We start from the raw sequence: 14,229 nt of genomic DNA on the forward strand, positions 1-14,229 counted from the left end.
TATGATTTCGCCTCGCTCATTGTGGAAACCGTCATGTTCGACTGGGAAGACCTTCGTTACTTCTGCCTGTTTGCCCGCGCCGGCTCCTTGTCCGCGGCCGCACGGCTATTGCGCGTGGACCACGCCACGGTAGCCCGGCGCATCGCCGCGCTGGAAGCCGCGCTGGGCCTCAAGCTGGTGGATCGACGGCAGCGGGCCTATGTGCTGACCGACGAGGGCGTGCGGGTCAGCGAGTTCGGCGAACAGATGAACCATGCCTCGTTCGCCCTGGAGCGCTTTGCCGGTGGCGGCCAGGACCAGGTGCAGGGCGAGGTGGTGGTGTCCTCGCCGCCGGCGTTCATCGGCACGCTGATCGCCCCGCGCGTGGGCGAGCTCAGCCAGCGCCATCCGTTGTTGAAACTGCGACTGGTGGGCGACAAGGCGCGCGCCTCGCTGGCGCGGCGGGAAGCCGACATCACCATCAGCCTGATGCGCCCCAGTGAACCCACCCTGGTGGCGCGCCGGCTGGGTCAGTTGGAGTTTCGCCTGTACGCCAGCCCCGACTACCTGGCGCGCACCAGCGACTACGTATTCATCGGCTATGACGAGAGCATGGAAGGCTCGGTGTACGTGCAGTGGATGCAGGAGCAGGCCAAGGGCCGCCCGGTCACGCTGACCAGCAACGACCTGCGCATTCAGGCGATTGCCGCCGAGGGCGGTGCCGGGGTAGTGGCGTTGCCTTCGTTCATGGCGGCGGAACATAGATTGGTGGCGCTGGACCCGGACGGGCCCTGTCTGATCCGCGAGGTGTGGCTGGCGGTGCATGAAGATGTGCGCAACGCGGCGCCAATCCGTGCGGTGATGGATTTTATCGTGGAGTGCGTCGAAGCCCGTGGTGGGACCTGCTGACGCCATCGCGAGCAAAGTTTGCTCCCACAGTGCCAAGCCAACCACGGTGGTGGGTGCAACACTGTGGGAGCAAAGCTTGCTCGCGAGAGGCCGGTACAGACAACCGGGATGCCTTGTGAATTTTTGCACAAGCCAGGCGCAGCCTTGGGGAATTTAACCACAAGCGCTTAACCACTAGCATCGGCAGCCTCGATAGCCTGAACGGTGCTGCAACCATGACCGCCTCCCCCTGCGCCCTCGCCGCGCCCCCCATCGCCTCCACCACCCGGCTGCTGCGCGCCGCCTGGGTGGTGACTGCGGTATTCATCCTCTCCAACGCCGCCACCCCGCTGTACGGCTACTGGCAACAGCAGATGGGCTTCGGTGCCGGCACCCTGGCGACGATTTTCACCTGCTACATCCTCGGCCTGCTGGGCACCCTGCTGGTGGCCGGGCAACTGTCCGATCACTTCGGCCGCAAAGCCCTGCTGGTGCCAGCCCTGCTGCTGGCGATGGTCGCCGCCGTACTGTTCCAGCTGGCCGACAGCGTCGCCCTGCTGATGGTCGCGCGACTGCTGACCGGCGTTGCCGTGGGCATCATCGTTTCCGCCGGCATGGCCAATGTCGTCGACCACGCCGGCGAACAGCAAAAACGCCAGGCCTCGCTGCTGGCCTCCGTGGCCATGGTGCTGGGCGCCGGCACCGGGCCGTTGCTGGCCGGGGTCATGGCCCACTACAGCCAGCATCCCCTGGCCGTGGTGTTCAACCTGGAACTGGCGTTGCTGGCCCTGGCCATGGCCGTGGTACTGGCCCTGCCCCGTCGCCAGCCCTCGGCCAAACCCCTGAAGCTGCGCCTGCCAGCGGTACCGCGTGAAAGCCTGGGCCATGTGCTGCGCGGCATCGCCTTCTTCGGGCCGGGCATCACCGCCACCTCGTTCGTACTCAGCCTGGGCCCTAGCCTGTTCGCCGCCTTCGCCCACGTGGGCAGCCCACTGATCGCTGGCGGTACTGCGTTTGCCATGTTCATGGTTGGCGTGGCCGTACAGTTCAGCGTGCAGCGCCTGGCGGTGCCGCGCATCTTCCTGCTCAGCGGCGTGGCCACGGTGCTGGCCATGGCCAGCCTGTGGGTGGCGTTGCAGCAAGTGTCGGTGCCGTGGCTGGTGATGTCGGCACTGCTGGCCGGCGCCGGGCAAGGCCTGGGACAACTGGGTGGCTTGAGCCTGATCGCCCTGTATGTGCCGGCCAACCGCCGCGCCGAGGCCAATGGCGTGTTCAATATGGGCGGCTACGTGCCGGCCGGGGCGCTGCCGGTGGTGGCAGGGCACTTGATTGACCTGCATGGGTTGAACACCGGCATCACGGTGTTGGCAGCACTGATCGCCGGCCTGGCGCTGATGGCACTGCTCAGCCTTGCGCGACCAGGCAACCTCACAGACATAACTGGCCCGAAACAGATGTAGGAACGGCGGGGCGGCCATCCGCCTCTGGCCGGGAAGCGCCGCGCGGGCGGCGCGCGATCTCAAGACCGCCGTAAATGCAACGACATGCACCTTTAAGCCACACCACAGTCCCGTAGCCGCTGCCGCCAGGCTGCGCTGGCCTGCGTGAACACTGGAGACTTTCAGCGAGGCATCGGGCCAGCGCAGCCTGGCGGCAGCGGCCACAGGACTGTGTTGTCTATCAGAGGGGCATGTCTTGAGGTTTGTGGCGCGCTTGAGATCGCGCGCCGTCCGCACGGCGCATCGCGAGCAAGCTCGGCTCCTACATCTGTTTCGGGCCAGTTATGTCTGTGAGGTTGCCTGGTCCGCCTTTGATTTTAGGGCGTTACACCGGTGGGGCGGCTTGCAGGTTTTCGGCGGCACCGCGTATGCCTTCCAACAACATCGCAAACGCCGGGTTGTCATTGTCCTCGCGCCAGATCAGGTGCAGTTCACTCTGCACGCCCTCCCCCAGATCAATCTCGCGGAACACCACATTCTTGAACACCACACTCGTGGCGCATCGCGGCACCAGCGCCAACCCCAGCCCGGCATTGACCAGCGCCAGGATGGTCAGCGACGAGCCCAGCCACTGCACATAATCCGGCGACACCCGCGCCGAGCGCAGCATGCCCGTGAGCAGTTCGTTGAACGGCGGGTAGGCGGCGTGGGAGTACATCAGGAACGGCTGAGCGTCGAGGTCCTGCACCCGGACTTCATCACTCGTGGCCAGGGCATGGCTGCGCGGCACCGCCAACACGAACGGCTCGCGCACCAGGCATTCGGTGGCGTAGCCCGGCTCCAGCAGCGGCGCGCGGGCGATGCCCAGGTCGATGCGTCGGGCGCGCAGGGCTTCGTGCTGGGTGTAGGTGTTCATCTCGGCCAAGTCGATCTTGACGTGGGGCTGCTTGAGCCGCGCTTCGGCTATCACCTTGGGCAGGAACTCATACACCGCACTGCCGACGAAGCTGATCGCCACTGAACCAATATCGCCCTCGGCAAACCGCCGCGCCGCCACCGCAGCCTGCTGGGCGCGCTCCAGCAGGTTCTGCGCTTCGACGAAGAACGCACGGCCGGCGGCGGTCAGGGCCACGCTGCGGGTGCTGCGGGTAAACAGTTCGACGCCCAGGTGGTGCTCCAGCAACTGGATCTGCCGGCTCAGCGGCGGCTGGGTCATGTTCAGGCGTTCGGCGGCGCGACGGAAGTTGAGCTCGGTGGCCACGGTGGTGAAGCAGCGCAACTGGGTCAGCTCGAACATTGATTCAATCCTGGTATCAATCAAGTGCCAGGTTAGATTAGACGGGAACAATCCAGGCGTCCATCATCGGCCTGTCCCCACAAAAACAATACCGGGAGTCGCCCTTGAAAACCCTCCAGCCAGCCACCGCCAGTACGGTCCTCGAGCGCGCGGCCACCAAGGTGAAGCGCCACGTGTTGCCGCTGTTCGTGGTGATGTTCATCGTCAACTACATCGACCGGGTGAATATCGGTTTCGTGCGCAGCCACATGGAAGCCGACCTGGGCATTGGCGCTGCGGCCTATGGCCTGGGCGCCGGGCTGTTCTTCATCGGCTACGCGCTGTTCGAGGTGCCTTCCAACATCCTGCTGCAACGCTACGGCGCCCGTGCCTGGCTGACGCGCATCATGTTCACCTGGGGCGCGGCGGCCATGGCCATGGCCTTCGTGCGCGGCGAGACCAGCTTCTACGTGCTGCGCTTTGTGCTGGGGGCTGCCGAGGCCGGGTTCTTCCCCGGCATCATCTACTACTTCACCCAATGGCTGCCGGCCGCCGAACGCGGCAAGGCCATGGCCGTTTTCCTCAGCGGCTCGGCGATTGCCTCGGTCATCTCGGGGCCGGTGTCCGGCGCGCTGCTGAGCATCAACGCCCTGAGCCTGCACGCCTGGCAGTGGATGTTCCTGATCGAGGGCGGCGCCTCGCTGGTGCTGTGCGGCTTTGTGTGGTTCTGGCTGCAATCGCACCCGCGTGAAGCGCGCTGGTTGAGCGATGAAGAAAAGCACGCGCTGGAAACCGCCATCGCCGAAGAGCAGCGCGCCCGTGAGGCACAACAGGTCAGCAAGCCGTCGATGTTCAAATTGCTGGCCGACCGACAGATCGCGCTGTTCTGCTTCATCTATTTTTCCATCGCCCTGACCATCTACGGCGCCACCTTCTGGCTGCCCAGCATGATCAAGAAAATGGGCAACCTCGGCGACTTCGAGGTGGGCCTGTTCAACTCGGTACCCTGGCTGATCTCCATCGTCGCCATGTACGGCTTTGCCGCCCTGGCGGCCAAGTGGAAGCACCAGCAGGCCTGGGTGGCCGTGACCCTGGTGGTGGCCGCCGTGGGCATGTTCATGTCCACCACTGGCGGGCCGGTGTTCGCCTTCGTCTCCATCTGCTTCGCCGCCATCGGCTTCAAGGCCGCTTCGGCGCTGTTCTGGCCCATTCCCCAAGGCTACCTGGACGCCCGCATCGCGGCGGCGGTGATTGCCCTGGTCAATTCCATCGGCAACCTGGGCGGCTTCGTCGCCCCGGCCACCTTCGGCTTCCTGGAGCAGACCACCGGCAGCATCGAAGGCGGCCTGTACGGCCTGGCCGCGACCTCGCTGGTGGCCGCCGTGGTGATCTTCTTCGCCCGCACTACCCCCACCCACCGCGCGCCCCGCGCTGGCCATCGCAAGCCAGCGGCGCTGGTGGTGTGAATCGACCTGTCAGGAGCCATCCTTTGAAAATCAAGCGCGTGACCGTCACTCCCATCGCCTTCCGCGACCCGCCACTGCTCAACGCCAGCGGCATCCACGAACCCTTCGCCCTGCGCTCGATCATCGAGATCGAGAGCGACAACGGCTACATCGGCCTGGGCGAAAGCTACGGGGATGCCCCGGCGCTGGCGATCCAGCAACAACTGCAGGACCAGTTGATCGGCCTCGACCCGTTCAACCTCAACCACCTGCGCCAGTTGGTGGAAGCCACCGTGGCGGCCAACCGCACCAGCAGCCTGGCCGGCGCCGAACTGGCCCCCGGCTCCCACGCCAGCAAGGCGGTGAGCAATGCCTACTCGGCGTTCGAAGTGGCGTTTCTGGACCTGCAGGCGCATTACCTCAACGTGCCGCTGGTGGACCTGCTGGGCGGCGCCCTGCGGGACGAAGTGCCGTTCAGTGCCTACCTGTTCTTCAAGTATGCCCAGCACATCGACTCGCCCTACAAGCCCGACAACTGGGGCGAGGCCCTCAGCGAGCAGCAGATCGTCGCCCAGGCGCGACGCATGATCGAGGCTTACGGTTTCAAGAGCATCAAACTGAAGGCCGGCACCCTGCCGCCCGAGCACGAGGTGGCGTGCATCAAGGCGCTGAAAAAGGCCTTCCCCGGCTACCCGCTGCGCATCGACCCCAACGGCAACTGGTCACTGGAAACCGCCATTCGCATGGCCGAACTGCTGGGCGATGATTTGCAGTACTACGAAGACCCGACCCCGGGCCTGGACGGCATGAGTGAGCTGCACAAGCGCACCGGCCTGCCGCTGGCGACCAACATGGTGGTCACCGATTTCGACGAGTTCCGCCGCAGCGTGGCCTTGAACAGCGTGCAGATCGTGCTGGCCGACCATCACTACTGGGGCGGCCTGCGCGACACCCAGACGCTGGCCAAGATGTGCCAGGTGTTCGGCCTGGGCGTGTCCATGCACTCCAACTCGCACCTGGGCATCAGCCTGATGGCCATGGCCCACGTCGCCGCCGCCGTGCCAAACCTGGACTACGCCTGCGACACCCACTACCCCTGGCAGGAACCGGACGAGGAAGTGATCAAGGGCGGCAAGCTGCCCATCGTCGACGGCTGCGTGAAGATCACCCGCGCCCCGGGCCTGGGCCTGGAGCTGGACCACGACCAGTTGGGCAAGCTGCACGACCAGTTCGTGAGCTGTGGCATCCGCCAGCGTGACGACGTGCGCCAGATGCAACGCTACAAGCCTGACTGGAAAACCGTGAAGCCGCGCTTTTAAAGGCCCAGGTGCACCTTGACGAAGGCCTGGGCTTCACGGGCCAGTTGGTCAAGGTGGCGGTCACGCTGCTTCTCGGCGTTGACCATGGCCTTCTCGCCATGCTGCTTGAGCAGGTAGGCGTGGATCTGCCGCACTTCCACCGTGCGGTAGATCGCGTCGGTGTCCAGCACTGGCTTCAAGCCTTCGGATTGATGATCGCGGGTGTTCATCAACACCTGCGAACCGCGGGTGCCTACCACCTGAAACCCCAACGCCTGCCCGCACGCCACCTGGCTGACCACACAGCCCAGCTCGGCGTGGGGGTAGCGGCTGAGCATTTTCTGCACCATGGCCTTGGCGATGCCCTGGCGGCGATGGCTGTCCTTGACCGCCAGGTACAGCAGCGAACAGGCCTGGGGGTCGCCGGTCAGCGGCAGGTACAGGGCAAAGCCCAGCAGCTGGGACGGATCTTCATCGTCGAGCCCCGCCACCACTTCCACCGGGAAACCCAGCGAACCGTCCATGGCCTTCAGGTACTGGTGCACCTCGAAGCCCACGCCGTACTGGTACAGCGGGTACAGCGCGTTGCTGGCCGGCAGCGCCACGGCGCTGATGGCGGTGAGGTTGTCGATCACCAGTTGCTGGATCTGGCTGTGGAACGACTCGGGCGGCGGGGTCTGGAACAGGGTGATACTGGGCATTGAGGGCGAAGGCTCTGGTTGGAGATGACCCATCATACCGTAGCCGCTGCCGCCAGGCTGCGCTGGCCGGCGTGAACCCTGAAGATCGGTAGTGGGGCATAGGGCCCGCGTAGCCTGCGGCAGCGGCTACGGTGTGCTTTGCCGCACGCGGGCGGCGTCTGCTCTGCGCCACCCAATCCATGACAGGCCCTTTCATGCAAACGCTGTTGACCCAGATCCTCGACGAAGTGCGCCCCCTGATCGGCCAGGGCAAGGTCGCCGACTACATCCCGGCGCTGGCCGAGGTGCCGGCCAACCAACTGGCCATCGCCGTGTACGGCAACGACGGCAGCCTGCACTGCGCCGGCGACGCCTACGTGCCGTTCTCGGTGCAGAGCATTTCAAAGGTGTTCAGCCTGGTGCAGGCCATCGGACACTCCGGCGAGGCGATCTGGGAGCGCCTGGGCCATGAGCCTTCAGGGCAGCCGTTCAATTCGCTGGTGCAGCTGGAATTTGAACGCGGGCGGCCGCGCAACCCGTTCATCAACGCCGGGGCGCTGGTGATCTGCGACATCAACCAGTCGCGCTTCGCCGCCCCGGCTTTGTCGATGCGTGATTTTGCGCGCAGGCTGTCGGGCAACCCCCATGTGCTGGTGGACGGCAAGGTGGCCGAGTCCGAGTACCAGCACCGCTCGCGCAACGCGGCCATGGCCTACCTGATGCAATCGTTCGGCAATTTCCACAACGAGGTGGAAGCGGTGCTGCGCAGCTACTTCAGCCACTGCGCGCTGCAGATGAACTGCGTGGATTTGGCCAAGGCGTTCTGCTTCCTGGCCAACGAGGGGTTCTGCAAGCACAGCGGCGAGCAGATCCTGACACCGCGGCAAACCAAGCAGGTGAACTCGATCATGGCCACCAGCGGGCTGTATGACGAAGCCGGCAACTTCGCCTACCGCGTGGGGCTGCCGGGCAAGAGCGGCGTGGGCGGCGGCATCATCGCCGTGGTGCCGGGGCAGTTCACGGTGTGCGTGTGGTCGCCGGAGCTGAACCCGGCGGGCAATTCGCTGGCGGGGATGAAGGCGCTGGAGCTGCTGAGCGAGCGGATCGACTGGTCGGTGTTCTGAGCAACCTGTAGCCGCTGCCGTCAGGCTGCGCTGGCCCTGATGAACACTGGATATCTGCAGTGAGGACACGGGCCAGCGCAGACTTCGGCAGCGGCTACAGTGCGCCATCGCGGGCCTTACTGCCCCAGATCCGCCAACAAATCCGCCTGCACAATCTCGATCCAGTACCCATCCGGGTCACTGATGAACGCCACATGCTTCATGCCCTTGTCCAAGCGCTTGACGAAGGGAATCTGCAACCGATCGAAGCGCGCACACGCCGCCTCGATGTCCGGCACGCTGAAGCAGATATGCCCGAACCCGCGCGGGTCCTTGTTGCCGTTGTGGTACTGCGAGTCGTCGCTCTCGGTACCCCAGTTATGCGTCAGTTCCAGCACCGACTGCCGACCGAAGGTATACACCTGCCGCGCCCCGCGCTCTTCCGGCACGTCTTCACCCGCCGTCATGGCCAGGAACAGCAGCGAAAACCTCGCCTCGGGGAAATCCACTTGGCGCAGCAGGCGCATGCCCAGCACGCGGGTGTAAAAGTCCAGCGAGCGCTGCGGGTCCTTGACCCGGATCATGCTGTGGTTGAACACGTAGGCCTGGGTTTCGGCATCCGGGGTCAGGCATACGCCCGGCTGGGTTTCGCTGATGAACGACATGGCAGGGTTCTCGAATGAGGTGGCCCATTCTAGAAAGCTCGCGGCCGCGTCGGGTAATAGGCGCCTACTACGCTCTAAGCTTATTCCAACGTAGTAGGCGCCTATTACCCCGCCCCCGCTGGGGTTACTACTATGGGGGCGTACAACAACAATAAGAGAGACATCGCCATGAGTAACCTGACTCTTGATCGTCGCCGGTTTCTTCAAGGCAGCGGCGGCCTGCTGCTGGGCACCCTGTTGTTTACCACCGGGCCCATCGCCCTGATGGCCCCCAGCCAAAGCTGGGCCCTGCCCATGACCACGCTGGACAGCGACAGCGGCGACAAGCTGCTGCTGATGGTAAGGCGCATCTACCCCCACGACACCATGGAAGACGCGGTCTACGCCTTCCCCGTCAAGGCGCTGGACCAGAAGGCCAGCACCGACCCCGGGGTTGCCGACACCCTCAGGCAAGGCATCGCCACCCTCGACCAGAAAGCCGGCGGCGACTGGCGCAAGGCCGACGCCGCCCGCCAATTCGCCATCCTCCAGGACATCCAGGACACGCCGTTCTTCGCCCTGGTGCGCGGCAACGCGGTCAACAGCCTGTACAGCAACGAACTGGCCTACCTGCACTTCGGCTATGAAGGCGCCTCGTTCCCCAAGGGCGGCTACCTGATGCGCGGGTTCAACGACCTGACGTGGTTGCCCAACCCGCCCCCCTCCGCGAGCCCCAATCCCTTCTCCTGAGGATGCACGCACATGGCTAACTTCAAACATGACGACGATTCGGTGGTGGTCATCATCGGCTCCGGCGCAGGCGGCGGTACCCTGGCCAACGAACTGTGCCAGAAAGGCATCCCCGTGGTGCTGCTTGAAGCCGGCGCCCGCCAGGACCAGGGCACGTTCATCAACGACGAATGGCCGTCGTTCTCCCAACTGGCCTGGGGCGACACCCGCACCACGTCCGGCACCTGGCGGGTGGCCAAGGACTTCCCCAACCTGCCGGCCTGGATCTGCAAGACCGTGGGCGGCACCACCACCCACTGGGCCGGCGCCAGCCTGCGCATTCAGGAACACGAGTTCCACGCGCTGCAAACCTACGGCGCCATCAAGGACGCCAACCTGCTGGACTGGCCCGTGACCCTGGCGGAACTGGAGCCGTACTATGCCCGCGCTGAAGACAAGATGGGCGTGACCCGCACCAACGACATCCCCGGCCTGCCCGGCAACAACAACTTCAAGGTGCTGTACAACGGCGCGCAGAAACTGGGCTACACCGAGTGCTCCACCGGCCACATGGCCATCAACAGCCGCCCACGCGCCAACCGCGCCTCGTGCCAGCAACTGGGCTTCTGCTTCCAGGGCTGCAAGATGGGCGCGAAGTGGTCAACCCTGTACACCGAAATTCCCGCCGCCGAAGCCACCGGCAAGCTCGACCTGCGCCCGTCCTCGCAAGTAGTGCGCATCGAACACAACGACAAGGGCCTGGTCAGCGCCGTGGTCTACGCCGACGCCACCGGCCAGTTGCAGCGCCAGCAAGCCCGCCTGGTGGCCGTGGCCGGCAACGCCATCGAAACCCCACGGCTGCTGCTCAACTCCAGCAGCAGCCGCTTCCCCCAGGGCCTGGGCAATGGCGCAGGCATGGTGGGCAAGCACTACATGCGCCACACCACCGGCTCCGTGTTCGCCGAGTTCAGCGAGCCGGTGCACTTCTACCGCGGCACCATCATGGCCGGCATCATCAGCGACGAAGTCAAGTTCAAACCCGAGCGCGGCTTTGTCGGCGGCTATGAAATGGAGACGATCTCCCTGGGCCCGTCCTTCCTGGGCGCCTTCTTCAACCCTGGCGCCTGGGGCCCGGATTTCACAAGGGTGATGGAGCAGTACACGCACCTGGCCGGCCTGTGGATCGTCGGGGAGGACATGCCGCGCGAAAGCAACCGCGTCACCGTCAATGACCAGGTCAAGGATCAGTTCGGCATGCCGGTGGCCAACGTCCACTACGACGACCACCCCAACGACCTGGCCATGCGCGAGCACGCCTTCACCCAGGGCCAGGCGCTGTACTCGGCCGTGGGCGCGCTCAAGACCCACCGCGTGCCGCCCTACCCCTCCACCCACAACCTGGGCACCTGCCGCATGAGCAAAAAGCCGGAAGATGGCGTGTGCAACGCCTTCGGCCAAAGCCATGAAGTGGCCAACCTGTTCATCAGCGATGGCAGCCAGTTCACCACCAGCGCGGCGGAAAACCCGACCTTGACCATCGTCACCCTGGCCATCCGCCAGGCCGATTACATCGCTCAGGCCATGAAAGACAATCGCGTGTGAATCCCGTAGCCGCTGCCGCAGGCTGCGCTGGCCCCAAGCCTCACTGGAGATCTCCAGCGAACCCGAGGGCCAGCGCAGCCTGGCGGCAGCGGCTACGGGTTGTCCCTCATCTTTGGGAAATTTCCTACAGCTTTGCCTTGTGCCCCTCCGCTAACGTCCGCCGCTTGCGCCGTTTGTTCAAGCGCCACGGACGATGCACACCCTAGGGTGTGCCCTTATCGGTAAATGCGGAGTACCTCTATGCGCACGCTGTTTTCCTGGCTTTATGCCCCCTTGTTCTTTCTCGGTTTCCTGGCCGCCGGCCTCTGGCTGGTGGGTGATGGCTGGCCCTTGCCCATGCTGCTGGGGTTGCTGGCAGTGGCGGTGTTGATCGCCACCCTGGCCGAACGCCTGCTGCCCTACCGCCAGGAATGGAACGCCAGCCACAACGACGAGCCGCGCGACCTGCTGCACGCGGTGGTTAACGAAGGCATCAACGGCCTGGGGGTGATCACCATCCCGCTGCTGGCCTTTTTGCTGCCCAACCCGGGGCTGTGGCCCAGCCATTGGCCGTTGTGGCTGCAGTTGGCGTTGGCGCTGCCCATCGCCGACCTGGGGATTACCCTGGTGCATTTCGCCAGCCACCGCATCCCGCTGCTGTGGCGCCTGCACAGCGTGCACCACAGCGTGCAGCGCATGTATGGCTTCAACGGCTTGATGAAGCACCCGTTGCATCAGACCCTGGAAGCACTGGGCGGCGTGTTGCCGTTGCTGTTGCTGGGCCTGTCGCCGCAGTTGGCGGCACTGTTGGGGTTTGCGGTGGGCATTCAGCTGTTGCTGCAGCACAGCAATGTCGACATGCGCATCGGCGGGTTGCGGCATGTGTTTGCCTGGGCGCCGGTGCATCGCTTGCACCATTTGAAGTACGGGCGTGTGGGGGACGTGAACTTCGGGCTGTTTTTCAGCGTGTGGGATCGGTTGCTGGGGACGTCGCTGTACTTGCCCGATTATCGGTTGGGGGATGATGTGGGGATTGGTGATCGGCCGGATTATCCGGTGGGGTATGTGGCGCAGTGCGTGGAGCCGTTCAGGGAGCAGCGCAAGCAGGAAGCGGCGGTGGTGCCGGAGGGGTTGGGTGAGGCGTTGGGTGGGGGTTCCAGGCGCTAGTCGTTGGTTTTTTGGAGGATTCACCGGGCGCCAGCCGATGTTTTTGTGGCGTTCATGAGATCGCGCGCCGCCCGCGCGGCGCATCGCGACCAAGGTCGGCTCCTACATCTGTTTCGGGCCAATTTTGCCTGTGAGATCACCTCGACCGCCTTGTTAGCATCACCACAAATCTGCAGTGAAAAAACAAAGCGGACGAGGTGATGCCACAGACATAACTGGCCCGAAACAGATGTAGGAGCCGACCTTGGTCGCGATGCGCCGCGCGGGCGGCGCTCGATCTCATGAACACCAAAAAGCCCCAAGCCATGCGCCCGAAGCCCCCACAAACCTCAGGCAGTGAGGGTGGCGCCGCCGTCTACCACCAGGTCTTGCATGGTGACGTGACTGGCCAGATCCGACGCCAAAAACAACACCACATTGGCAATCTCATCGGTGGTAGCAATCTTGTTCAGCGGAATCCCCAGCTTGTAATGCTCCGGCAACCCCGCCACCAACCGCGGGAAACCCTGTGGGCCACCGACCATGTCGCGCAGCATCGGCGTGTCGGTGGAGCCTGGCGACACCAGGTTGCAGCGCACGCCATGGCCGGCCAGTTCCAGGCCGATGCAGTTGTTGAGCGCTACCATGGCTGCCTTGGAGGCACAGTAGGCGGCCATCTGCATGCGCGGCACGTGGGCGGCGTTGGAGGCGATGCTGACTACCGCCCCCTTGCCCTGGGCCTTGAACACCGGCACCAGTTGGCGGAACAGGTAGAACGGCCCGGAGACGTTGACGTCGAAGCACGCCTGCCAGTCGGCCACCGACAGCTCGTCGCTGTTGCCCAGGCGCAGTACGCCGGCGCCATTGACCAGCACGTCGATGCGCGGGTGCTGGCCGAGGATTTCCTGGCACACCTGCTCCACCGCTACAGCGTCGGTGACGTCCAGTACCACGGTCTGGAACGGGTACTCGGCCTGGGTGAAGGCACGGTCGAAGCCGATGACTTCAGCACCGGCCGCCTGGAAGCGCAGCGCCACCTGCAGGCCGATGCCTTGGCCAGCGCCGGTCACCCATACGCACTTGTTGGAAAAATCCATGGAATTCACTCGCAGCGAGCCGCCCCATGCCGGGGCGGCGTGTTGAAGAAAGGTCAGGCGGCCTGTTTGGCCAGCAGCACGTCCAGCCAGCCGGCCAAGGTCGGTTTGCTGGCCAGGTCAGCGAAGCTGACGTCCAGGCCCTGGCGCTGCCAGTTGCCGATCAGGGTCATGACCTGCACCGAGTCCAGGCCGAAGTCCATCAGGTTATCGTCAGCCTCGGGCTCGCCGTCATCGGCGTCCAGGAACGGTTGCACCTGGCCCAGCAGCCAGGCCAGGTCCAGGGTCGGCGCCTGCTGGCCAACGATGCTCTGCACGTCGGTGACGTAGCCCGAACGGGTGGCTACGTAACGCAGGGCCATGCGGTGTTCTTCTTCGGAGAAGTCGGCCAGCGCATCGCCGACGAAGAACGGCTTGATGTCCCGCATGAACGCTTCGGTGGCGCTGACCATGCAGCCGATGTGGGCGTAAACGCCACAAATGATCAGCTGGTCGCGACCGCCTTCCTTGATCATCTGCTCCAGGGGCGAGCGGATGAAGGCGCTGTAGCGCCATTTCACCAGCACGGTGTCCTGGGGCAGCGGGCGCAGCGGCGCCACTACCTGCTGCACCTGGCGGCTGGCGGTGGTCAGGCCCGGGCCCCACATGTCGTTGAGCAGGGCGCGGTCTTCCGGGCTTTGCTCGGACGGCTGCGCGGTGTACACCACCGGGATACCCTGGGCGTGACACCACGCGCGCAGGGCCACCACGTTGGCGACCAGTTGCGCCACCAGCGGGCTGTCTTCGCCGTAGAAGTCCAGGAAGTATTCCTGCATGTCGTGAATCAGCAGCACCGCGCGCGAGGGGTCCAGGGCCCAGTTGACCTTGTTGGCCGGGAAGCTTGCGACCGTGGGCATGGGGTAGCTGGCGAGTTTCGGGATAGCCATG

13 protein-coding genes are annotated in these 14,229 nt (G+C 64.8%); 8 read left to right on the plus strand and 5 right to left on the minus strand.

Annotation, left to right across the window (positions count from 1 at the left end):
• The first annotated feature begins 33 nt into the window (after positions 1 to 33).
• Positions 34 to 888, plus strand: coding sequence for a LysR family transcriptional regulator (locus ACZ9GA_RS16605; protein WP_457361653.1), 855 nt, complete (start codon positions 34 to 36; stop codon positions 886 to 888).
• A gap of 215 nt (positions 889 to 1,103) precedes the next feature.
• A complete protein-coding gene (locus ACZ9GA_RS16610; RefSeq protein ID WP_457361652.1) occupies positions 1,104 to 2,327 on the plus strand; it encodes an MFS transporter in 1,224 nt (407 codons plus the stop codon).
• A gap of 364 nt (positions 2,328 to 2,691) precedes the next feature.
• On the opposite strand, the gene ACZ9GA_RS16615 is transcribed toward ACZ9GA_RS16610, so the two are convergent.
• Complete coding sequence (locus ACZ9GA_RS16615; protein WP_457361651.1) at positions 2,692 to 3,603, minus strand: LysR family transcriptional regulator; 912 nt, start codon at positions 3,601 to 3,603, stop codon at positions 2,692 to 2,694.
• 104 nt (positions 3,604 to 3,707) lie between these two features.
• On the opposite strand from ACZ9GA_RS16615, the gene ACZ9GA_RS16620 reads away from it, so the two are divergent.
• Together ACZ9GA_RS16620 and ACZ9GA_RS16625 are read left to right on the plus strand one after the other, a co-directional pair.
• Positions 3,708 to 5,048 (plus strand): MFS transporter, encoded by a 1,341-nt coding sequence (locus ACZ9GA_RS16620; protein WP_457361650.1) that lies wholly within the window; start codon positions 3,708 to 3,710, stop codon positions 5,046 to 5,048.
• Between the two features lie 23 nt (positions 5,049 to 5,071).
• A complete protein-coding gene (locus tag ACZ9GA_RS16625; RefSeq protein ID WP_457361649.1) occupies positions 5,072 to 6,346 on the plus strand; it encodes a glucarate dehydratase family protein in 1,275 nt (424 codons plus the stop codon).
• Here ACZ9GA_RS16625 and ACZ9GA_RS16630 read toward each other — a convergent pair.
• Positions 6,343 to 7,026, minus strand: coding sequence for a GNAT family N-acetyltransferase (locus ACZ9GA_RS16630; RefSeq protein WP_457361648.1), 684 nt, complete (start codon positions 7,024 to 7,026; stop codon positions 6,343 to 6,345). The genes ACZ9GA_RS16625 and ACZ9GA_RS16630 overlap by 4 nt on opposite strands.
• A gap of 194 nt (positions 7,027 to 7,220) precedes the next feature.
• Between ACZ9GA_RS16630 and glsB the strand changes: the two genes are divergently transcribed.
• A complete protein-coding gene (gene glsB, locus ACZ9GA_RS16635) occupies positions 7,221 to 8,129 on the plus strand; it encodes a glutaminase B (protein WP_457361647.1) in 909 nt (302 codons plus the stop codon).
• A gap of 116 nt (positions 8,130 to 8,245) precedes the next feature.
• On the opposite strand, the gene gloA is transcribed toward glsB, so the two are convergent.
• The gene (gene gloA / locus ACZ9GA_RS16640; protein ID WP_457361646.1) at positions 8,246 to 8,773 is read right to left on the minus strand and encodes a lactoylglutathione lyase; all 528 of its coding nucleotides are present in this window, start codon (positions 8,771 to 8,773) and stop codon (positions 8,246 to 8,248) included.
• Between the two features lie 168 nt (positions 8,774 to 8,941).
• Between gloA and ACZ9GA_RS16645 the strand changes: the two genes are divergently transcribed.
• The 3 genes from ACZ9GA_RS16645 to ACZ9GA_RS16655 all read left to right on the plus strand — a co-directional run bounded on the left by ACZ9GA_RS16645 (position 8,942) and on the right by ACZ9GA_RS16655 (position 12,229).
• A complete protein-coding gene (locus ACZ9GA_RS16645) occupies positions 8,942 to 9,502 on the plus strand; it encodes a tat (twin-arginine translocation) pathway signal sequence (protein WP_457361645.1) in 561 nt (186 codons plus the stop codon).
• A 12-nt stretch (positions 9,503 to 9,514) separates the two neighbouring features.
• Positions 9,515 to 11,083: a GMC family oxidoreductase gene (locus ACZ9GA_RS16650; protein ID WP_457361644.1), complete on the plus strand. Its 1,569-nt coding sequence runs from the start codon at positions 9,515 to 9,517 to the stop codon at positions 11,081 to 11,083.
• Positions 11,084 to 11,323: 240 nt separating this feature from the next.
• The gene (locus ACZ9GA_RS16655; RefSeq protein WP_457361643.1) at positions 11,324 to 12,229 is read left to right on the plus strand and encodes a sterol desaturase family protein; all 906 of its coding nucleotides are present in this window, start codon (positions 11,324 to 11,326) and stop codon (positions 12,227 to 12,229) included.
• 329 nt (positions 12,230 to 12,558) lie between these two features.
• Here ACZ9GA_RS16655 and dhbA read toward each other — a convergent pair whose 3' ends face one another.
• Positions 12,559 to 13,305: a 2,3-dihydro-2,3-dihydroxybenzoate dehydrogenase gene (dhbA, locus tag ACZ9GA_RS16660; protein ID WP_457361642.1), complete on the minus strand. Its 747-nt coding sequence runs from the start codon at positions 13,303 to 13,305 to the stop codon at positions 12,559 to 12,561.
• A gap of 53 nt (positions 13,306 to 13,358) precedes the next feature.
• Positions 13,359 to 14,228 (minus strand): isochorismatase, encoded by an 870-nt coding sequence (locus ACZ9GA_RS16665; protein WP_457361641.1) that lies wholly within the window; start codon positions 14,226 to 14,228, stop codon positions 13,359 to 13,361.
• Position 14,229: the final 1 nt, after the last annotated feature.

Source organism: Pseudomonas sp. TE3644 (genome assembly GCF_056278815.1).